Raw genomic sequence first — 19,434 nt, 5'->3', positions numbered from 1 at the left:
TCCCATAATAAAATACGACCCTGCTTCTTTCGATTTAAAAGTAAGCATGGAAGGCGCTTGACTATTTTGCTCTTTTATTGCCTTGTCAGCTATCTCCAAAATTATCACCCCAGCGTTTCATAGTGTTTGCAGCTAAGTATCCTTAAGTAACCGCTAAGAACAGCAATTCGAAAGCCGCTCAGGTCAGAATATTTGCGGCTTTGAATTGCTGTCTATTGACTTATTAACGGTTACCTAATACGAACTTAGCTGCAAGAATCAGAAATTATTGAGTTGTAAAATTCTAGTACAAAATTATTTCTTTACACTGGATTTGAGCAAGTCATTCCAGGCGTTCAGTTTGGTCTGCATTTCGGCTTCTTTAATTTTGCCTTCAAAAATATCTTTCGTGTAAGCCATGCTGGAGTCCGACCAGAAGTTGGCCATCTGGGTAAGGGAAGGCATGGGAATGGAGGTCTTTGCCTGTTCCAGCTGAGCGGCAACGGTTTCATCGCTGGTTACAGAAGAGTCACTTTGTGCTTTCAAATTGGCCGGGATAACGCCTCTGTCTTTGAAAGCCTTAATCTGATTTTCTTCATTTGTCAGGTATTCGGCGAGCTGCATAGAGGCCTGCGGATATTTGGTGTGAGCGTTGACCAGGTAAAGGGTATAGCCCGCGAAAGAAACGATCTGCTTGTCAGTACCATCAATGTTAATGGTAGGCAGTTTGGCAACCGCGTAATTGTCGCCGAGGGCTTTCTTATACTCCTGTGCTTTCCAGGAACCAGTTGCCTGTGCAACGACGGAACCGTCTTTCAGCAGTTTTACAACATCGCCGTCGTTGATATTCTTCAGGCCCTGGCTTTTCAGGGTGGAGATGTATTTGGCTACTGCAAGTGCTTCGGGGCTGTTGAACGTGCTTCCGTTCACATCCAGACCTTTGTCGCCGAACAACTTAACGCCGTTTGCAAAATAGAAAGGAGCGGTATTGTAGTTGTTGCCCATATCCCAGCCGACTTGTTTGCCGGCCGCTTTCGCCTTTTTCAGCATGCCTTCCATCGTCTTAACATCGTCCTGACTCAGGACGCTCTTGTTATAGAACAGGAAGATGGACTGAACGGAACGCGGGTAACCATAAAGGGTATCTTTATATGTAGAAGCCTGTACGGCATTTGCATCATCGTTTGCCTTCACTTCTTCGGCAAATACGGTGTTCGGATAGCAGGCGTTTGCTTCCACCAATGCACCAAGCTGGTCATGCGGTACGTCAAAAACATCGGCTGCAGCATCAATATCTTTCAGAATGGCTGCCTGTGCCTTGTCTTCATCCTGCACATTGACGGTAACCTTATAGTTTTTGTCTGCATGCAGTTTCTCAAAAGCAGCCGCCATTTCTTTCAGCATCTTCTGATCGTCGCCGGAGCCCCAAAGGGTTATTTTGGCGCCTGTTTCGCCCAAATCCGAAGAAGCAGACGTACTCGAAGCCGCCTCAGAGGCCTGTGGTGTTGTTGCCGATGCAGCGGATGTTGCATTGCTGCCGCCGCTGCAGGCCGTTACGCCAACAGCAAGTACTGCTGCCAAAAAACCTGCAGAAACTCTTTTCCACGCTTTTTCTCTCATGAATAACTGCCTCCTAAAAAATACAAATTTAATATTCGAATAACGCTGAAGTGTTTTTCGAATATTTTCGCATTAAGTGCGTTACCAAGTATAGCATTGAGGTCAGTTAATGTCAATAAGTTTTATAATATTTTTACAAATATATTGGATAATATTCTCACAATTTTTATCTACATTATTTTAAATATTCAATTTAACCCGATTTATGTTGGATTTTTTCGAACGATATACGAAATAAACGTTTTTAGTTACGAAAATTCAGTTGATTTTATACAACCTCTGCTTTCAGAATGAGAGCGGATTTACGGGAAAGCAAAAATTTGTTTCCATGCAATTTTCCCAACGGAACAATCCCTGCTTTGGAGCCATCGGCAATAATAATCCAATCCTTTGGCAAATCGGAATCCAACTGAATTTCAGCAGGCTCTGAGAGAACGTTTACACATACGAAAAGGAGTTCTTTCCCATCACGCAGGGTAAATGCCACCGTTCCGGGAACCGAATCTACAAACTTCATTTTGCCTGCCGTATGTACGGAAGAATCACGAAGCATTGGAAAAGCAAAACGGATTTCGATTAAACCACGGTAATAGTCCAGAAGATCCGAAAATTCAAGCGTCCGTTTCCAGTCCAGCCGATTTCTGGCGGCGGATGCGCGATAGCTGTTATCCATTCCGCGTTTTGTGCGGGCAAATTCTTCGCCCGCCTGAAGGAATGGCATTCCCTGCGCCATCAAATACAACACGGCGCAAAGTTTGTTCAGACGGACCATTTCCTCATCATACGCGGTATAAATCCTTCCCCGCTTGGTGGAAGCGATTAATTTATCCCAAAGCGTCAAATTGTCATGGGCCGAAACATATGAAACTATTTGGGTGGGCGCCATCGCGAGAGGTTTGGCGAAGTCATTCCTGGTCCATCCCTGAAGGGACGCTTTTACGTCGTTTTCGAATTTCAGGTTTTCCTGAACAAAGCCCTTTTTGTGCCGGAAAAAGACATCGCCCTTAATCGCGTCACGGGTATTGTCGCAGAACACGCCGATCCGCGGATTCAGCAGTGACAAATGTTCTTTGTCGGCGGGAAAATTTCCCGCGGGCATTGCCGGCGTGGAAGCGTACCAAGGCTCACCGTACAACAAAATCTTTCTGCCGTCAGGCAGTTTATCCAGTTCGGCGCGGATGCGGTTCATTGTTTCCACATCGATTAGGCCCATCAGGTCGAACCGAAATCCGTCGATATGATACTCTTTCGCCCAGTACCGTACAGAATCAATGATGTATTTTCGGCACATGCAGCGTTCGCTTGCAACTTCGTTTCCACAGGCGGAACCGTCTGCAAATTTTCCTTCTGAAGTCGTTCGGTGGTAATAATAGGGAACCGTACGGTGAAACCAGGAGCCGGGGCCTTCAAAGGTATGGTTGTACACTACGTCCATGACCACCCCGATGCCGGCCTGATGCAGTGCGGCGACCATCTTTTTTAGTTCCAGAATGCGTGCCTGACCGTGGAAGGGGTCGGTCGAATAGGAACCCTCCGGAACATTATAATTCAAGGGGTCATATCCCCAGTTAAAAGCCTTGCCCGCCTGCGTTTCGTCGATGCTTCCGTAATCGTATACCGGCATGAGCTGAACATGAGTGACGCCGAGTTTCTTTAGGTAATTCACACAGGTTGGCGTTCTGCCGTCCGGAAGCGTAGTGTTCGGTTCCGTAAATGCCAGATATTTCCCGCACCACTCCTTGCGCACACCGCAGCTTGGGTCATTAGAAAAATCGCCGACATGAATTTCCCATACAATGGCGTCGGTTGGATGTTCGGGCCTCTGGAACGTATCATTTTCCCATCTTGGGGGATTGGTCTTTGAAAGATCTACTACCATGCTGCGTCTGCCGTTGACTCCTGCGGCCTTCGCGTAAGGGTCGGCCGTTTCGGTGGAAACACCGAAATTCGAGATTTCATAGGTATAGTAAACACCGTCCAAGTCACCGGTGATTGTCCGTTCCCATACGCCGTGGTCTGCCGGATGCAAGGCCTGTTTCTGAAGAAGTTTTCCGCCGGAACCCTGTTCGTACAGACAAAGCGATACGAAATCCGCAAGTGGCGCCCATACGCGGAATGTTGTGGCGTCGGGGGAATAAATCGCTCCAAGTTCTTCCGGGTAGTAATAGTTTTTTTCAAAATCCGGTGAATGGTATATGGCCGACAGCTTGACGGGGTCATTTGAAACATTTTTAATGTTATGAAAATTTAAATCGTTCACCCAACCATTTCCTTTCATTGTTATATTAAGTATTTTCGAAACATGGTATCATTTTAGTACGCGTTATAGGCCCTGTCAACAATATGATTCTATCGACTTTTACCGGAATATTTCTTCTGATTTTTACAATTAAAAGATAAAATCACCATATTTATTTCTTATAAATTGTAATTAGAAGCAAAATACAGTTATAAATTTCGAAAAATATAATGCAAAATATCGAGAAATATTCAGCTGGACAGGAGCAAAATGAATCTGTAGATGGCGGTGGAATAATCGGAGAGTTTTAATATGTGGAGCGGCCTGGCCGCTAATGGTTGGTTTGGAAACGGGTTGGTTTTTCTGGCAAGCCGCCGCAGAATGGGGATGTTCTTTCATGTCGAAATTTCATAAATCACAATATTGACTTTCTGTTTTGCCATGCTATAATTTAGAAATCAAAAAATTGTGCCCCGGAAAAAGACAATGAAATGAAACGGTATTTTCCCAACCCCCTGTGATTCGAAAAGGAAAAGAGGATAACGGCATGAGCCTGACAATTCGGCAAATGATAGCTTCAGACTGGGACGAGGTGGCACAGATTTATCAGTTTGGCATTGATTCTGGCGTTGCGACCTTTCAGACAGAATGTCCTTCTTATGAGGTATGGGATCAATCCCACAAAAAAGAATGTCGGCTTGTGGCGGTATGGGGCGAAAAAGTCATCGGGTGGGCGGCGCTCAGCCCGTACTCTAGCCGGGCGGTTTATGCGGGTGTGGCCGAAATCAGCATTTATCTTCATCCGGAATTTCAGGGGCATGGCTATGGAACCATTCTGCTGAATGCAATGATTGAAGAGTCTGAAAAACAAGGAATTTGGCTTCTTCAATCCGGGATTTTGCAACATAATGCGGCGAGCATTGCCCTACATAAAAAATGCGGCTTCCGGGAGGTTGGATACCGCGAAAAAATTGCGCGGGACAAATCCGGAATCTGGCGGAATACCGTGCTGATGGAACGGAGAAGCCCGCTGAACGGCACGTACGATGCCTCAGTCGAGGCTTTGGTAGAGAAAATTTCTTAACAGGACAAGCTGGACAAACGTGAATCAAAATCCGGTAAAAGTATAATTTCTTCAAAATCCGCAATCCTAAGGGCGGAGGGATGCCGGAATGAAATCAATTTGGAGTGATACTTGTTCATTTAAGCCGAGAGAAAGCTTCAAAAACGACCTTGTGGTCGATACCGTTGTGGTAGGAGCCGGAATGGCCGGCTTGTTGACCGCTTATCTGCTGAACCAGCAGGGTGTCCGCGTAGTGGTTTTGGAAGGTTCGGTTACAGCGAGCGGCGTAACGAAAAATACAACGGGGAAGATTACCTCTCAGCACGATTTATTTTATGATTCCCTGATTCAGAAATTTGGTCTGGAGCTGGCGGAACAGTATGCCTTGGCAAATCAGCGCGCCCTTCAGGCCTATCGCGATATAATCCAGGAACATCATATCGATTGCGAACTGGAAAACAAGCCAGCCTATGTGTACACCCTGCGGGACCCCGCCAAAATTGAAGCAGAAGTGACGGCGGCTGGCAGACTTGGAATTGAGGCAGACTATACCACGCAGGCCGACGACCTTCCGTTTCCCATCAAAGCGGCGGTTCGGTTCCGCAATCAGGCGCAGTTTCATCCATTAAAATTTTTAAAATATATTGCCGAGAATCTCGAAATTTATGAGCATACCATGGTGCGGGAAATTCGGAACAATCAGGTGATTACCGATCATGGCCGCGTAACTGCGGATCATATTGTGGTAACCACCCATTTCCCAATCATCAATGTTCCGGGCTGGTATTTTGCAAGAATGCATCAGGAGCGCTCCTATGTGCTTGCGCTGGAAAATGCTGCTCGGTTGGACGGAATGTATATTGATGAGGATTCGGCAGGTTACTCGTTTCGTGATTACGGCGATTATCTCCTATTAGGCGGAGCGGGGCATCGAACCGGAAAGCATCCGGAAACCAGCTGCTACGAGCAGCTTCGTCATGCCGCACGCTCGTTCTATCCCCAAAGCCGGGAGGCTTATCATTGGTCCGCCCAAGATTGCGTTTCCTGGGATGAAGTTCCTTATATTGGTTCGTATTCTCCCTCTATGCCGAATATTTATGTTGCCACCGGGTTTAAAAAGTGGGGTATGACAAGCTCCATGGTTTCGGCTATGATTCTATCGGATCAGATTTTAGGGAAAAAAAACGATTGCGCCGACGTTTTTTCTCCCCGCCGGTTCAATGCATCTGCCTCCATGAAAAACCTGATTTCCGATTTGGGTCATTCCATTGTGGGCCTTACGAGCGGTGCACTGTCCGCCCCCGGCAGGCGGTGCGCTCATCTTGGCTGCAGGCTGCAGTGGAATCCGGATGAAGAAACCTGGGACTGCCCCTGCCACGGTTCGCGCTTTACAGGCGACGGAAAACTGATTAACGATCCGGCCACAAAGGGACTGAAAAATGGGTAACAGGGCGGAGAAAAACCGCTCTTATTTTGAGGGCTGGTATTTAAAGCACCAGAAGGACGGACATACGGTTGCTTTCATACCCGGGGTTCATTCCAGGGAAGACGGGGAAAAATCCGCTTTTGTTCAGGTTATTACGGAACAGTCTTCGTGGTATGTTCCGTTTTCCACTGCGAATTTCCACGTGCAGCCGCGCGGGTTTGCGGTGCGTGTGGGCGGCCAGGTGTTCAGCGAACGCGGCATTCGGGTGGATTTTAACACCTCCGGCCTTCAATGCCGCGGAGTGCTGTACTACGGGAACCTGACACCGCCTGCTTATGATGTGATGGGGCCGTTTCGTCTTTTTCCCTTTCTGGAGTGTAATCACGGCGTTCTCAGTATGAAACACACGCTGCGCGGAACCCTTGAACTGAACGGACAAACCGTTGACTTTACAGGTGGTGCGGGCTACATGGAAAAAGACTGGGGAACCTCTTTTCCCAAACGCTACCTATGGGTGCAGTACGTCAGCATGCAAGAGCCTTCCCTCAGCGTTATGGTTTCCATTGCAGAAATCCCGTTTTGCGGTTTTGTCTTTCCGGGCTGTATTGCCCTTATTTACTGCGGTGGAAAAGAATACCGTCTGGCCACCTACCTGGGTGTGCGGATTCTTCGGTGGGACAGAACCGGATTTTTAATTCGCCAGCGCGGGCTTCTTCTGGAGACGGAAGTGTTGAAGTCACACGGACAGAATATACTGAAAGCGCCGCAGTGTGGGAACATGAACCGCGTTATTCGGGAAAGTGCCTCCTGCCAAGTTCGTTTTCGCTTTTATTGCAACGGCAGGCTTTTGTTTGACTTAACAAGGGACGAAGCCAGTTTTGAGTATGCAGAAGGGGATGGGGCAAAAGGATAATTTGCTCCATCCCCTTTATTGTAATACGAAAACTCCCGGCTATGCCGGGAGTTCCAAAAAAGCTTTAGCGATGAGTATAGTAAAAAGCCTCCTTTTGATATAATAAAGCTGCGGTCTGCCAACTGCAACAAGACATATCAAAAGGAGGAACATTCGACATGAAGACGAATGACATAGATAGTTTAAACCATACGAGCTGGAATTGCAAATACCACATAGTGTTTGCTCCCAAGTACCGTAGAAAAGTAGCATATGGAAATATGCGGGTTGAGATAGGGAAAATATTAAGAGAACTGTGTAACTGGAAACAGGTGGAAATTGTAGAGGCAGAGGTTTGCCCCGACCATATACACATGTTGGTAAAGATACCACCGAAGATGAGCGTATCCGGATTCGTAGGGTTTCTCAAAGGGAAAAGCACCTTGATAATTTTTGAGAGGCATGCAAATTTGAAATACAAATATGGAAATCGTACATTCTGGTGCAGGGGATATTTTGTAGACACGGCAGGAAAGAATGACAAAGCAATAGCCGAGTATATCAAAAATCAACTGGCAGAAGACCAGATTGAAGACCAGATGACGCTAAAGGAGTACGTCGACCCGTTTACGGGTAGCAAGTAACAAGCTTTTGCAATTGGCAGACCGTACCAGCGCCTTGAGGCGCCGCCAGAAAAACAGGGCTTTGCCCGCATATGAAGAACCCCCGGCTTTGCCGGGGGGTAACTATTTTACATATACCGGTCAGGGTAATTTATCCCTGCGCCGATTGGTCTGCAATGCTTTGCACATAATTATGCATTTCGCTGCGGGATTGAATTTGATGGGTGTGCTCAATCAGCTTTTGCTGTTCTTCTTTTGGCAGTGCGCTGAAGCGCTCCATGGCTTTTGGATTCATTGCCAGCGCCATGCCGAATCCAAGTGGGAGTTCTTCCATACAATCACCTCGTTTTTAGTTTCGTACCGAGGCTGCAAATTATACATTTTGATAAAGTATTTTTGCCGAAAAACGTTCCTTCGTGGAATTTAAAAGAAGAATATGGTATAATAGTCCAATCAGCTGCGGCTGATTGGACATTCGAAAATTACTGTGCGGCGCACAGCGCTTTCCCGCCATTGGCGGATTCAATTTCTGGGAAGGCAGTCGGCTTTTATAGATAGATAGTATAATAGAGAAATCAGTTTTGGATAATTGGACAATAGTATAATAGCCAAATCAGCTTTTAGCAGCTTTGACCTTACGGAATGCTGTTTTTGCGGCAAATAGTGGAGAGGAATGTGGTGGAATGCGGATTGCTGTCGTGGACGGACAGGGTGGAGGAATTGGAAAAGCACTGATTGAAAACCTGAGGGAAGAATTGGGGGACGATATTGAAATTCTCGCGCTTGGCACGAATGCCCTTGCCACCTCGCTGATGCTCAAGGCGGGGGCAAACGAAGGTGCCACGGGGGAAAATGCCATTGCAGTAAATGCCCCGAAGGTAGATGTGATTGTGGGCAGCGTCGCCATTGTTGCGGCAAATTCCATGCTGGGTGAGCTTACGCCCGCCATGGCGCGCGCCGTTGCGGACAGCCCCGCAAAGAAAGTGCTGATTCCTCTGAACCGCTGCGGAATATACGTTGTGGGAGTGAACAGCGAGCCGCTTCCTCATCATGTACGGCACGCGGCGGCCTATATTAAAGGATTGATTCGAGGTGAAGGATGATGTGCGAAGCGAATGTTTATCTGATGGATGCGGATGGTGAAGAAAAACTTCTGATGGACGCGGTTGACAAAGTCATTCCTCAGGAAGAAAAAATATATATGGAAAATATTTATGGGGAACGCAAGACTGTAAAGGCCCGCATTAAAGAAATGCATCTGGTCGACCACCGGATTATTCTGGAATGAAAAAGAGGGTGCTGCAAAATGAATTTTTCATCATTTTGCAGCACCCTTTTTGCCCTTTTTAAAAATCTCTGTGGCCGTTAGCCGGAGTGTCGGCCCTTCCCACTTCCCACGGCGTGCTGGACACACAGAGTTTGCACTTAGGATTCCAGAATCTGTCCGTCGGTTGAAATGGTAATCACGTGCCACGGAATCATTTTTCCGCTGTTCTGCAGTGCGGTTTTTACCGCGTGAACAATGCCGCCGCAGCACGGTACCTCCATTCTTATAATGGTAATACTCTGAATGTCATTCCATTTTAAGATGGCGGTAAGCTTTTCGCTGTAATCCACGTCGTCCAGCTTCGGGCATCCGATGAGCGTGATTTTATTGCGCATGAACTGATGAATATTCGGATACGCGTAAGCGGTGCAGTCCGCACAGATTGCCAGATGCGCCCCTGCAAAATATGGCGCATTCGGCGCGACCAGCTTAATTTGGCAGGGCCACTGCCGCAGTTCGGATTGAACGGCAGTTGAGGCCGCGGGTTGAGCCGCCTGGGGTGCGCGGTTCATCGTGCGTATTCGTGCTCCGGGGCAGCCGCTGAAATGCGTTTCGTTTAAACTTTCCGCCTTCATTTTTGCCTGAACAGCCTGTTCGTCGTATTCGTCCGCTTCCCGCTCAATAATGCTGATTGCACCGGTAGGGCATTCGGGCAGGCAGTTGCCCAATCCGTCGCAGTAGCTGTCGCTGGTCAGTACAGCTTTTCCGTTAATCAACTGGAGCGCGCCTTCGTGGCATGCGCTTATGCATAGTCCGCAGCCGTTGCATTTTTCAGAATCGATACTTACTATGTTACGTTTCATTCGGAAAACTCCTTTATTGTTCTGCATCAATCTTGTTTTTCTAATACGATTATAGTATAATTTTTTGGATTGATCTGTAGCCGTGGCTACATTTTGCGGAGGTGGGTTCTATTTTTGAGCAATATCTTTCCGTTCTTCAAAAGTGCGTCCTTTTCCGAAATGTTCAGGAAAAAGACATGATCCGAATGCTCGGTTGCCTTCAGCCGCGAACCGCAAGCTATTTGAAAGGGGAACTGATGACCCAGGCTGGTGACCCGATTCATGAAATTGGTGTGGTTCTTTCGGGTTCAGTGGCCGTCACCAAGGAAACGCCGCTCGGGGAACGCATTGTGCTCAGTAAAATTCCGGCTGGAGGAATTTACGGGGAAGTCATCGCGCTTTCCGGGGAACCGTCTTCCCGTGCCACGATTTTTGCGGCGGAAGCCTGTACTGTCCTTTACATTCTGCCACATAAAATTTTGAATCCATGCCGGAATGTCTGCCCATGGCATAGCACCCTGACGGAAAATCTGGTTCATGTTGTAGCGGATAAGGCCCTTTTTTTAAACCGGAAAATCGATTTTCTGGTGATTAAAAGCATGCGCGGAAAGCTCTGCACTTTTCTCTATGAATACTACAAAAAAACCGGAAACACGACCTTTACCCTGCCGTATAACCGGAATGAGCTTGCCGATTTTTTGAACGTGTCCCGCCCCTCCATGTCAAGGGAGCTAGGCCGTATGAGGGACGAGGGAATTTTAACCTTTTCAGGCAATACGTTTCATCTTGTTAATTTAACCGTTTTAATAAATTATGTGGAATAACGGAATACAGGAGGATATGAAAATGAAAGAATCCGTCAATACCATGATTCGTTCCATGATCCGGTATAACCATGGGGATCCGAAACGCATTCACCATGCCCTGAAAGTCCATTCCTTTGCGGTTTCCATTGGGCAACGGGAACACTTGGATGAAAAGCAGATGGAAATTCTGGAGCTTGCGGCTATTCTGCATGACATCGGCATTCGTAGCAGTGAGGAAAAGTATGGTTCCTCCGCTGGAAAATATCAGGAACTGGAAGGCCCGCAGGTTGCCGGCAGAATGCTGCTGGAAGCGGGGATTCCCAGCGAAATCACCAAGCGTGTCTGCTTTTTAATTGGGCATCACCATACATATACCGATATTGACGGGATTGACTATCAGATTTTAATCGAAGCAGATTTCCTGGTCAACTTGTATGAAGAGGAACTTGGCCAAGAACAGGCGCGTACGGTAATGGACAAGTATTTTAAAACCGCGTTGGGAAAAGAATACCTTACTGCTATGTACCTTGAAAACCCGTGAAGAGGGCGATGGCTCCCGGTATGGAAAGGATGGTCCTGCAAACGAAGAAGAATCCGTTTCCCTATGCAAACGACAACAAGCGCTACCATACGCTGAGCTATGCGCTGAAACAACGCTTTGGCAGGCGCGTCTTCAAAGCAGTCATTGATGCGGGCTTTACATGCCCGAATCTGGACGGCACGAAAGGGACGGGCGGGTGCACGTTCTGCATGGGCGGAAGCGGGGAATTCACCCACCCGTTTCTCAGTGTAGAAGAACAGATTCGTATGGAACTGGCGCGCGTCCGGAAAAAATGGAGCAACGCGGAGGTAATCGCTTATTTTCAGCCTCATACCAATACGTATGCGCCGCTGGAAAAACTGAAAGCGGTGTACGAGACCGCCCTTTTACAGGAGGGTGTCTGCGGTATTAGCATCGCGACCCGCGCCGACGCATTGGAGCCGGAAACCGTGCGGTATTTGGAAGTCCTGGCGAAAAATACTTACCTGACGGTCGAGCTTGGGTTACAAAGTATGCACGATGATACCGCTCGCCGGATTCACCGGGGGCATACCTGGCAGGAATTTTTAAACGGATATGAGCTGCTGAAGTCCCATGGACTCCGGGTATGCGTCCACATCATCAACGGCCTGCCCGGGGAAGACACCGCCATGATGACGGAAACAGCCCGAGCGCTTGCCGGGTTGAAAGTGGATGCGCTGAAAATCCATCTTCTTCAGATTATGCGTGGAACGGCTCTGGCCCGTGAGTATGAAAACGGGCTGGTGGTTCCAATGACCCGGGAAGATTATTTGGATACGGTCTGCCGTCAGCTGGAACTTCTTCCGCCGGAAACGGTGATTGAGCGGATTACCGGGGACGGCGCGCATGACCGCCTGATTGCCCCGCGCTGGTGTGTGGATAAAATATCTGTGCTGGGTTCTATTGATCAGACTCTGGCACGGCGGGACACCTGGCAGGGAAAATATTATACTGCAAAAGACTAAGGAACCGCTGATTTCTTACGACAGAATTAGTGGTTACCTAAAAGAAACAGCCTGTGCGCTTTCAAAAGCGGCGCACAGGCTGTTTTTGTACGGGCAGCGCCTAAGTTAGTGCCAGACGCTCTAACTTTTTCCGGTCGGTCAAGGTGATTTCCCCGCGTGACAGGGTGACCATCCCCTCCGACTGAAAATATTTCAGCATGCGGGTCACAACCTCGCGCGCAGAGCCAAGGTGATTCGCCACAGTTTCGTGGGTAATGCTCAGCCGGTCGGTACCGTCAATGGCGGATTGTTCCAGAAGAAAAGAGGCCAGCCGTTTGTCAAAGCTGCTGAACAGCACCTGCTCCAGCACCCACATTACGTCGGAAAAGCGGGACGCCATCAGCTGGTTCGTATATTCGGAAACGGCAATTGAGGTCTCGTTCAGTTTTTGATAAACCGGCGTGGGAATAACAACCACTTCAGATTCCTGCTCCGTTTCTACATAGACTTCGAAACGGATGTTTTTCATCATACACGAAGCGGAAAAAATACAAATATCGTTGTCAAAAAGACGGTACAGCGTAATTTCTTTGCCGGAATCGGAAATGATATACACACGCAGCTGCCCGTGCTTCACCAGAAGAAGACCGGCGCATTGCTGGGAACCGCGGTGCATGCTTTCCCCACGGTAATATTTTTTAGGAAGCGAGTTCGCCAGAATCCACTTCTGCTGTTCCGGCGTCAGTTTTTCCCAGAACGGAAGCGCTGATTGGACAAATGCGGTCGTTTCATCCGTCAAACTCAAATCCATTCCCTCCTAAAATTTATCCTATCTAGGCATAATATTTATTATACTCTGAATCCTGAAAAAAGGAAATTGTTGTTCTTTCTGAATCAGAAAACAATACAAAGATAAAAAATATAATTTGATACAATTAAATTGTAGCTATGGATACTTGTAATCTATCGGGGATTCATTATAATAATTATAATAATAATTTTAATTACGAAAAAAGGAGTTGATTTTATGCAAAAATCTTTTTATGATGCAATAAAAGATAGAAGATCCATTTATGCAATCAGCGGTGAATCCCCGGTCGGGGAGGAGCGGATTGCCGAGGTAGTCGGGCAGGCAATTAAACATGTTCCTTCCGCCTTTAACAGTCAAAGTGCACGTGTGGCCATTCTGTTCGGGGAAGCACATCAAAAGCTTTGGAATATCACCATGGAAACCCTGCGCAAAATCGTACCGCCGAAAGATTTTCCCCAAACGGAGGAAAAAATCCGTTCGTTCGCGGCCGGTTATGGAACTATTCTGTATTTTGATGATACCACGGTGACCGAAGGGCTGATGCAGCAGTTCCCGTTGTACCGGGAAAACTTCCCAGTTTGGGCGCAACAGTCAAACGGAATGCTTCAGTTTGCCGTGTGGACTTCTTTAGAGCAGGAGGGCCTGGGCGCCACGCTGCAGCACTATAATCCGCTGATTGATGAGGAAGTGAAAAAGACCTGGAATCTTCCGCAAAGCTGGAAACTGATTGCACAAATGCCGTTTGGCAAGCCGACCGCAGAGCCGGATGCGAAGGAAACGCTTCCGGTGGAGCAGCGGATGCTGCAATTCCATTGATTCTGCTGAAACGGTTGGTTCGGAATACGAAAAAAACGGGTGCCCTGGGGGTACCCGTTTTCTGAATTTAACTGAATTTTTCATTGGCCGGGTCTTCTTCTGGAGCAAGGATCCGTTCGCCGCGCCAGGAAAAGAACGCAATACGGTTTCGGTACGGTTCGGCCCGGGGGTCGCGCCGGATTTCGTCAAAGATTGAGAGGTCATTTCCAAAATGCATCGGCACCGCCAGTTTAACGGGAACGGTTTTCATTAGGTAATCCAGACCAAGCAGGTAATGCTCTTCCAGACGGGGGTCCACCGGAACAAAAGCAATGTCAATTTTTTCTCCTTTCATCGAGTCGATTTGTTCCCGGTAACGCCGCCTCATGGCCGTATTCTCCGCCTCCGGTTCGCCGTTCCAATGCCAAAGGTTCAGGTCCCCGGCGTGGTAGATGCATAATCCGTCCGCGTATATCAGAAAGGCGGCGCCCGAGTCGGTGGAATCCAGCACCCGGAATTTCAGGTCACCAAGGTCGTAGGTCATACCGGCGTGAACGGTGAGCACGTCCTCTTTGGTACGAATATCATCGGCGAGAATATAGCGGATATTAGGTATCGTCTTTCGCCAGCTGAAAATTCTGGGATTATAGTGATCGGGATGCCGGTGGGAAACAAAAACGACCACGTTATGGTCTTTGATTTCCTGCGGGTCAATTACGCCCTTGTTCAGCCCGCATCCTCTGGGGATGTCCAGATAATAGTCAAAAATTAAAAAGTGATTTTCCGTTTTCAGCGCAAAGCCGCTGTGATATAAATAATAGATTTCCGCGTTCATTTTGTTTCACTCCAGTTCGGAATCAGACCTGTTTTTTTATAGCCGGCTGCAATTCGGAAAGCGCTGTTTTTGTGGTATAATGGAATGCAGAATACGCAATCCGACCGCAGGTCAGCAAGTTCAATCCTTATGCGGGTTTGAGCGGGCTGCCGCCGGTTTTGCCTTGTTTTAATCTTACACCCGCAGCGCAGGATGTCAAGAATCCGGCTGAGAATCAACGGCAGTATGCAAAGAAATAGGGAGGACTTCTATGGGCGTTCACTTTGAAAAAACAATCGAGAATTTTCTGCACTGGCTGCAGGGGGTGCTGCCGCAGTTTTTAGGAGCTTTGCTCATTTTAGGCCTTGGCTGGTGGCTTTCCAATGTACTTACCAAGCTGATTTGCAAGGGGATGTCCCGTGGGGGAGCTGATTCCGGCATTGTCAGCTTTATTTGTTCCCTTTTAAGGGTGGTTTTCAAAATTATTGTGGTGATTATGGCCGCACAGCAGCTGGGACTGAATGTTACTTCGCTGATTGCCGCGTTGACTACCGCGGGCGTGGCGATTGGTCTGGCGCTGAAAGACAACATGGCCAATATTGCGGGCGGCGCACAGATTATTTTTACCAAGCCGTTCCGTGGGGGCGACTACATTGCCCTGCAAAATGTGGAGGGTACGGTGGAGCGCATTGAAATTATGTTTACTGTTCTGCGTACGTTTGACAATAAAGAGATTGTCATCCCGAATTCCAAAATAACGGACAGCGTCATCACCAACTATTCTGCGCGGGCTACCCGCCGGCTGGACCTGAACTATCAGGTAGGGTACGGGGACAATCTTTCTAAGGTGAAGCAGACTCTTCTGCAGCTTTCGGAAGAACACGGCATGGTTTTGAATGAGCCCGCCCCGCAGGTACTGGTTGGGGAATATAAAGAGGACGGAATTGTGGTGAGTTTGAAGGTCTGGTGCCGAACGGAGGATTACTGGACGCTATACTCCGACTTACAGGAGCGTGTGAAAGCGGCTTTTCAAGAAGAGGGGATTGAGTTGCCGTTCCGCCGGTTGGATATTCATATGGACCGGGAAGAGTAGAATCTGCAAATAAAAAAGTTCCGCCGGGGGCGGAACTTTAACGGATACCCATTTTCTGTTAAGCCTGTTGTATCATCGAAAGAATATCCTGCTTGCTGCGCACGCCCACAGTGGAATCCGCGACGGTGCCGTTTTTAAATACCATCAGGGTTGGAATGCTCATAACGTTGAACTGCGCGGCAAGGTCCGGCTGCTCATCTACATTAATTTTACCGACTTTAAAGCTGCCGTCCGATTCCTCTGCAATTTCGTCCACAATGGGGGAAACCATGCGGCACGGGCCGCACCAGGAAGCCCAAAAATCGACCAAAACGGGCTTTTCAGAATCTAACACTTCAGATTTAAAGTTATCTTGTGTAATCATTACTACTGACATTACATATCCTCTTTTCCAAACTGATTTATTAAGGCGTTTCCGAACGACGAAAATTGCCCCTGCATTTAATTGTATTATATCACATATTTTTCAATAGTATGTGACAAAATCACTATGGTACTTCAAGTCCGTGATGATTGGCTCAAAGCGGTGAGGTGAACCCGGGGCAAGGGCTTTTCGGCTCGTGTATGGTGCCGGAATCCTGACTCTAGTTGCATTTGACAAATCAGAGTCTTTAACTGATTTTGTACTATTATATCGCATTCTATTTAATTTTTCAACAGTTTTTTCAGAAGGTGAGAAAATGGGAATTTTAGCCGCATTTATCATGCCGCATCCGCCGCTGATTATTCCGGAGGTCGGTAAGGGAGAAGAGAAAAAAATCCAGAAAACCATTGATGCTTACGAGGAAGCCGCAAGGAGGATTGCGGAGCTTCGTCCGGAGACCATTGTGGTTGTCAGCCCCCACTCGGTTGCCTATGCGGACTATCTTCATATTTCGCCGGGCAGTTCTGCCCACGGCGATTTTGGCGCTTTTGGAGCACCGCAGAGCAGTATGAGGGTTCGCTATGATTCGGAATTCGTCCGCACACTGACCGCGTGCGCGGGCCGGGCAGGAATTCCCGCAGGAACCTATGGAGAGCAGAATCCGGAGTTGGATCACGGCACGATGGTTCCACTGTCGTTTGTAAACCGCTTTTACTCCGATTACCGGTTGGTGCGTTGCTCCATTTCCGGCTTGAACCCAGGTGTGCATTACGCGTTTGGAAAATGTATTGCGCAGGCGGTAAACCAATTGCACCGAAGAGTGGTTCTGATTGCCAGTGGAGATTTGTCACATAAGCTCAAACCGGAGGGTCCGTATGGATATGCTCAGGAAGGCCCCGAATTTGACCGGATGATTGTCGGTTTAATGAAAACGGGCAATTTCCTGCAATTCTTGAATTTCGACGGCGAATTCTGTGAAGCGGCCGGCGAATGCGGGCTTCGCTCTTTTCAGATTATGGCCGGTGCCATGGACGGCCAGGCGGTAAAGTCGGAACTGCTGTCTTATGAAGGCCCGTTCGGGGTAGGTTATGCCGTCTGTGCGGTTTACCCGCAGGGGCCTGATTCGAGCAGGTGTTTCGGCGAACAGTACGAAGCACAGCGGCGGGAAAAGCTGGCGCGGCTCAGGGAAGGGGAAGACGAATATGTCCGCCTGGCCCGCCTGTCGCTGGAAACGTATGTGAAAGAGGGCCGGCCACTGCACCGCCCCGCCGGTCTTTCGGACGAGCTGACTGCAAGAAAAGCCGGCGTGTTTGTTTCCTTGAAAAAGGATGGCAAACTGCGCGGGTGTATTGGCACAATTGAAGCCACACAAGATTGCATTGCGGATGAGATTATTCATAATGCGGTCAGCGCGGGAGTGCGTGACCCACGTTTTGAACCGGTTACGAAAGACGAACTGGAAGATTTGGTTTACAGCGTGGATGTGCTGGGCGAAGCGGAACCGGTAGCCTCTGCAAAAGAGCTGGATGCGAAACGGTATGGTGTGATTGTGACAAGCGGTGCCCGCTGTGGGCTGCTTTTGCCGAATTTAAGCGGCGTGGATACCCCGGAGCAGCAGATTGAAATTGCCCGTCAGAAGGCGGGAATTCCGAAAGGGGAATCGTATTCCTTGCAGCGCTTTGAGGTGGTGCGCCACAAATGAAGGAAGCGGTCTGTGAAATTTGCCCGCATCGCTGCAGAATTGCGGAAGGGAAAACCGGGTTTTGCGGTGCACGACGCAACCAAAACGGAACCATCGTATGCGAAAGCTACGGGCAGCTGACTTCCATTGCGCTTGACCCCATTGAGAAAAAACCGCTGCGCCGGTTCTGCCCCGGCAGCAAGGTTTTGTCCGTGGGAAGCTACGGCTGCAGCTTTCGCTGTCCGTTTTGCCAGAACTGCAGCATTTCCATGGCGAGCAGCGACACGGCAGATACGGTTGAAGTTACGCCGGAACTACTGGTTGGCCGGGCGCTGGAGCTTGTGCCGTGCGGCAACATCGGGCTTGCATACACGTATAATGAGCCCACGGTATCCTATGAATTTGTTCTGGATTGTGCGAAACTGTGCCAGGAAAACGGGCTGAACAATATTCTGGTTACTAACGGCTATATTAATGAAGAGCCGCTGCTCCGCCTGCTGCCTTACCTGGACGCTGCGAATATCGACCTGAAAGGATTTACACAGGCTTTTTACCGAGAACTTTGCGGCGATTTGGAAGAGGTAAAGCGCACCATCCGACTGGCGGCAAAGCAGTGTCATGTGGAGGTTACCACGCTGGTGATTCCGGAGAAGAACGATTCCACAGAAGAAATGCGCACCCTTTCCCGCTGGCTTGCTTCCATTGACCCGGAAATTCCGCTTCATATTACGCGCTTTTTCCCAATGTTCCACATGACCGACCGGCCGCCAACCCCGCCGGACACCATCTTTAGGCTGGCGGCCGTTGCGCGGGAATCACTGCACTATGTTTACGAAGGAAATCTATAAAAGAACCCCGCGCAGGCAAGGGCCTGTGCGGGGCGGAAAGAATTAAAAATTCACGCTTTTTAGCATTTGGAACCGAATGTTTTATCCTGGTAAACTTCCGTCACGGTCTGGTCGTCATAATAGCAGTAAACAGCACCGTTTTCCTTGCTGACAATCAGATATGGCTGCAAAGATGAAATCTGAAATTGATAATATTCCTCATTCTTGTATTTTAATGCGCTGTTGACCAAACAAACCGGGTGTTTGCTGTAATCCACACGAATGGTCTGGCGAACGGCATTCAGCGCTTCTTCTTCGCTGACATTTATGGTTGTTTCCGCCACGGTCTGTACCGCTGCCGGCTCAACAGGAGCCGCAGCGTTATGCACCGTTGAAACGGTTTTGCATCCGGCCAACATGGTAAAGACTGCTGCCAGTGCCAGTACTGCTGAAATTACTCTTTTTTTCATTTCAAAGCCTCCTGTATCCTTATCATTTCCTCAATCTTATCTTATCCGGAAGCGGGGGTTAAATCAACAAAAGCAACAGAACTGTAAGCGTTTACTACAAAACTGTAAACGTTCTTCGGCTTTCTTTTCTTCGGGAGTTTTCCATACCGCTTGAAAGGTGAAATCTGCATTGATATAATAGAGAAATCAGCTTTGCTGATTTCTCATTGGGAAATTGCTGTGCGGCGCGCAGCGCCTTCCCGCCTGCGGTGGCGCAATTTCATGAATTGGGTGATGAACGGAGTCAGATTTGGCTGATTTTTTCTTCGATTAATTT

The 19,434-nt window shown here is 48.4% G+C and carries 21 protein-coding genes; 13 read left to right on the top strand and 8 right to left on the bottom strand.

Going from position 1 to position 19,434, the window contains the following annotated elements; all coding sequences use genetic code 11:
* Window positions 1-294 precede the first annotated feature (294 nt).
* Window positions 295-1,599: an extracellular solute-binding protein gene (locus ACSVDI_RS10570; protein ID WP_457942775.1), complete on the bottom strand. Its 1,305-nt coding sequence runs from the start codon at window positions 1,597-1,599 to the stop codon at window positions 295-297.
* A 268-nt stretch (window positions 1,600-1,867) separates the two neighbouring features.
* A complete protein-coding gene (pulA, locus tag ACSVDI_RS10565; RefSeq protein ID WP_457942774.1) occupies window positions 1,868-3,859 on the bottom strand; it encodes a type I pullulanase in 1,992 nt (663 codons plus the stop codon).
* A 526-nt stretch (window positions 3,860-4,385) separates the two neighbouring features.
* On the opposite strand from pulA, the gene ACSVDI_RS10560 reads away from it, so the two are divergent.
* The 4 genes from ACSVDI_RS10560 to tnpA all read left to right on the top strand — a co-directional run bounded on the left by ACSVDI_RS10560 (window position 4,386) and on the right by tnpA (window position 7,863).
* On the top strand, window positions 4,386-4,922 hold the full coding sequence (locus ACSVDI_RS10560; protein ID WP_457942772.1) for an N-acetyltransferase family protein: 537 nt from the start codon (window positions 4,386-4,388) through the stop codon (window positions 4,920-4,922).
* Window positions 4,923-5,010: 88 nt separating this feature from the next.
* The gene (locus ACSVDI_RS10555) at window positions 5,011-6,348 is read left to right on the top strand and encodes an FAD-dependent oxidoreductase (RefSeq protein ID WP_457942770.1); all 1,338 of its coding nucleotides are present in this window, start codon (window positions 5,011-5,013) and stop codon (window positions 6,346-6,348) included.
* Window positions 6,341-7,240: a tocopherol cyclase family protein gene (locus tag ACSVDI_RS10550; protein WP_457942768.1), complete on the top strand. Its 900-nt coding sequence runs from the start codon at window positions 6,341-6,343 to the stop codon at window positions 7,238-7,240. The genes ACSVDI_RS10555 and ACSVDI_RS10550 overlap by 8 nt, the downstream gene beginning before the upstream one ends.
* A 158-nt stretch (window positions 7,241-7,398) precedes the next feature.
* Window positions 7,399-7,863, top strand: a complete 465-nt coding sequence (tnpA, locus tag ACSVDI_RS10545) for an IS200/IS605 family transposase (protein WP_457942767.1) — start codon at window positions 7,399-7,401, stop codon at window positions 7,861-7,863.
* Window positions 7,864-7,993: 130 nt separating this feature from the next.
* Here tnpA and ACSVDI_RS10540 read toward each other — a convergent pair whose 3' ends face one another.
* The gene (locus ACSVDI_RS10540; RefSeq protein ID WP_457942765.1) at window positions 7,994-8,176 is read right to left on the bottom strand and encodes a hypothetical protein; all 183 of its coding nucleotides are present in this window, start codon (window positions 8,174-8,176) and stop codon (window positions 7,994-7,996) included.
* A 349-nt stretch (window positions 8,177-8,525) separates the two neighbouring features.
* Here ACSVDI_RS10540 and ACSVDI_RS10535 point away from each other — a divergent pair, with 349 nt between their 5' ends.
* Window positions 8,526-8,945 (top strand): DUF3842 family protein, encoded by a 420-nt coding sequence (locus ACSVDI_RS10535; RefSeq protein WP_457942763.1) that lies wholly within the window; start codon window positions 8,526-8,528, stop codon window positions 8,943-8,945.
* Window positions 8,945-9,130, top strand: a complete 186-nt coding sequence (locus ACSVDI_RS10530) for a CooT family nickel-binding protein (protein ID WP_457945637.1) — start codon at window positions 8,945-8,947, stop codon at window positions 9,128-9,130. The genes ACSVDI_RS10535 and ACSVDI_RS10530 overlap by 1 nt, the downstream gene beginning before the upstream one ends.
* Window positions 9,131-9,267: 137 nt before the next feature.
* Here ACSVDI_RS10530 and ACSVDI_RS10525 read toward each other — a convergent pair whose 3' ends face one another.
* On the bottom strand, window positions 9,268-9,972 hold the full coding sequence (locus ACSVDI_RS10525) for an ATP-binding protein (protein ID WP_457942761.1): 705 nt from the start codon (window positions 9,970-9,972) through the stop codon (window positions 9,268-9,270).
* 176 nt (window positions 9,973-10,148) lie between these two features.
* Between ACSVDI_RS10525 and ACSVDI_RS10520 the strand changes: the two genes are divergently transcribed.
* The 3 genes from ACSVDI_RS10520 to ACSVDI_RS10510 are packed head-to-tail and all read left to right on the top strand — an operon-like array spanning window position 10,149 to window position 12,284.
* Window positions 10,149-10,775 (top strand): Crp/Fnr family transcriptional regulator, encoded by a 627-nt coding sequence (locus tag ACSVDI_RS10520; protein WP_457942759.1) that lies wholly within the window; start codon window positions 10,149-10,151, stop codon window positions 10,773-10,775.
* 22 nt (window positions 10,776-10,797) lie between these two features.
* Complete coding sequence (locus ACSVDI_RS10515; RefSeq protein WP_457942757.1) at window positions 10,798-11,298, top strand: HD domain-containing protein; 501 nt, start codon at window positions 10,798-10,800, stop codon at window positions 11,296-11,298.
* Window positions 11,299-11,318: 20 nt separating this feature from the next.
* Window positions 11,319-12,284, top strand: a complete 966-nt coding sequence (locus ACSVDI_RS10510; protein WP_457942755.1) for a TIGR01212 family radical SAM protein — start codon at window positions 11,319-11,321, stop codon at window positions 12,282-12,284.
* A gap of 100 nt (window positions 12,285-12,384) precedes the next feature.
* Here the strand turns inward: ACSVDI_RS10510 and ACSVDI_RS10505 are convergent, their stop codons facing one another.
* Window positions 12,385-13,068 carry a Crp/Fnr family transcriptional regulator gene (locus ACSVDI_RS10505; protein WP_457942753.1) on the bottom strand — a complete coding sequence of 228 codons (684 nt, stop codon included), beginning with the start codon at window positions 13,066-13,068 and terminating at the stop codon, window positions 12,385-12,387.
* Window positions 13,069-13,290: 222 nt separating this feature from the next.
* Here ACSVDI_RS10505 and ACSVDI_RS10500 point away from each other — a divergent pair, with 222 nt between their 5' ends.
* Entirely contained in the window at window positions 13,291-13,890 is a 600-nt protein-coding gene (locus ACSVDI_RS10500; RefSeq protein WP_457942751.1) for a nitroreductase family protein, read from the top strand.
* A gap of 67 nt (window positions 13,891-13,957) precedes the next feature.
* On the opposite strand, the gene ACSVDI_RS10495 is transcribed toward ACSVDI_RS10500, so the two are convergent.
* On the bottom strand, window positions 13,958-14,704 hold the full coding sequence (locus ACSVDI_RS10495; RefSeq protein WP_457942750.1) for an MBL fold metallo-hydrolase: 747 nt from the start codon (window positions 14,702-14,704) through the stop codon (window positions 13,958-13,960).
* A gap of 250 nt (window positions 14,705-14,954) precedes the next feature.
* On the opposite strand from ACSVDI_RS10495, the gene ACSVDI_RS10490 reads away from it, so the two are divergent.
* The gene (locus ACSVDI_RS10490; protein ID WP_457942748.1) at window positions 14,955-15,776 is read left to right on the top strand and encodes a mechanosensitive ion channel family protein; all 822 of its coding nucleotides are present in this window, start codon (window positions 14,955-14,957) and stop codon (window positions 15,774-15,776) included.
* A 58-nt stretch (window positions 15,777-15,834) separates the two neighbouring features.
* On the opposite strand, the gene trxA is transcribed toward ACSVDI_RS10490, so the two are convergent.
* The gene (gene trxA, locus ACSVDI_RS10485; protein ID WP_457945636.1) at window positions 15,835-16,206 is read right to left on the bottom strand and encodes a thioredoxin; all 372 of its coding nucleotides are present in this window, start codon (window positions 16,204-16,206) and stop codon (window positions 15,835-15,837) included.
* Between the two features lie 250 nt (window positions 16,207-16,456).
* On the opposite strand from trxA, the gene amrA reads away from it, so the two are divergent.
* The gene (gene amrA, locus ACSVDI_RS10480; protein WP_457942746.1) at window positions 16,457-17,842 is read left to right on the top strand and encodes an AmmeMemoRadiSam system protein A; all 1,386 of its coding nucleotides are present in this window, start codon (window positions 16,457-16,459) and stop codon (window positions 17,840-17,842) included.
* Window positions 17,839-18,669: an AmmeMemoRadiSam system radical SAM enzyme gene (gene amrS, locus ACSVDI_RS10475; RefSeq protein WP_457942744.1), complete on the top strand. Its 831-nt coding sequence runs from the start codon at window positions 17,839-17,841 to the stop codon at window positions 18,667-18,669. Before amrA ends, amrS begins: the two co-directional genes overlap by 4 nt.
* Window positions 18,670-18,728: 59 nt before the next feature.
* Here the strand turns inward: amrS and ACSVDI_RS10470 are convergent, their stop codons facing one another.
* Entirely contained in the window at window positions 18,729-19,118 is a 390-nt protein-coding gene (locus tag ACSVDI_RS10470; RefSeq protein ID WP_457942743.1) for a hypothetical protein, read from the bottom strand.
* Window positions 19,119-19,434 lie beyond the last annotated feature (316 nt).

The organism is Caproiciproducens sp. LBM24188 (assembly GCF_054130445.1).
This window is presented reverse-complemented; position numbering and strand designations above follow the sequence as displayed.

Excerpts from the sequence above, each read along its gene's own strand:
- ACSVDI_RS10570 (WP_457942775.1), bottom strand. The coding sequence starts at position 1,599 with ATGAGAGAAAAAGCGTGGAAAAGAGTTTCTGCAGGTTTTTTGGCAGCA.
- ACSVDI_RS10560 (WP_457942772.1), top strand. The coding sequence starts at position 4,386 with ATGAGCCTGACAATTCGGCAAATGATAGCTTCAGACTGGGACGAGGTG.
- ACSVDI_RS10555 (WP_457942770.1), top strand. The coding sequence starts at position 5,011 with ATGAAATCAATTTGGAGTGATACTTGTTCATTTAAGCCGAGAGAAAGC.
- ACSVDI_RS10550 (WP_457942768.1), top strand. The coding sequence starts at position 6,341 with ATGGGTAACAGGGCGGAGAAAAACCGCTCTTATTTTGAGGGCTGGTAT.
- tnpA (WP_457942767.1), top strand. The coding sequence starts at position 7,399 with ATGAAGACGAATGACATAGATAGTTTAAACCATACGAGCTGGAATTGC.
- ACSVDI_RS10540 (WP_457942765.1), bottom strand. The coding sequence starts at position 8,176 with ATGGAAGAACTCCCACTTGGATTCGGCATGGCGCTGGCAATGAATCCA.
- ACSVDI_RS10535 (WP_457942763.1), top strand. The coding sequence starts at position 8,526 with ATGCGGATTGCTGTCGTGGACGGACAGGGTGGAGGAATTGGAAAAGCA.
- ACSVDI_RS10530 (WP_457945637.1), top strand. The coding sequence starts at position 8,945 with ATGTGCGAAGCGAATGTTTATCTGATGGATGCGGATGGTGAAGAAAAA.
- ACSVDI_RS10525 (WP_457942761.1), bottom strand. The coding sequence starts at position 9,972 with ATGAAACGTAACATAGTAAGTATCGATTCTGAAAAATGCAACGGCTGC.
- ACSVDI_RS10520 (WP_457942759.1), top strand. The coding sequence starts at position 10,149 with ATGATCCGAATGCTCGGTTGCCTTCAGCCGCGAACCGCAAGCTATTTG.
- ACSVDI_RS10515 (WP_457942757.1), top strand. The coding sequence starts at position 10,798 with ATGAAAGAATCCGTCAATACCATGATTCGTTCCATGATCCGGTATAAC.
- ACSVDI_RS10510 (WP_457942755.1), top strand. The coding sequence starts at position 11,319 with ATGGAAAGGATGGTCCTGCAAACGAAGAAGAATCCGTTTCCCTATGCA.
- ACSVDI_RS10500 (WP_457942751.1), top strand. The coding sequence starts at position 13,291 with ATGCAAAAATCTTTTTATGATGCAATAAAAGATAGAAGATCCATTTAT.
- ACSVDI_RS10495 (WP_457942750.1), bottom strand. The coding sequence starts at position 14,704 with ATGAACGCGGAAATCTATTATTTATATCACAGCGGCTTTGCGCTGAAA.
- ACSVDI_RS10490 (WP_457942748.1), top strand. The coding sequence starts at position 14,955 with ATGGGCGTTCACTTTGAAAAAACAATCGAGAATTTTCTGCACTGGCTG.
- amrA (WP_457942746.1), top strand. The coding sequence starts at position 16,457 with ATGGGAATTTTAGCCGCATTTATCATGCCGCATCCGCCGCTGATTATT.
- amrS (WP_457942744.1), top strand. The coding sequence starts at position 17,839 with ATGAAGGAAGCGGTCTGTGAAATTTGCCCGCATCGCTGCAGAATTGCG.
- ACSVDI_RS10470 (WP_457942743.1), bottom strand. The coding sequence starts at position 19,118 with ATGAAAAAAAGAGTAATTTCAGCAGTACTGGCACTGGCAGCAGTCTTT.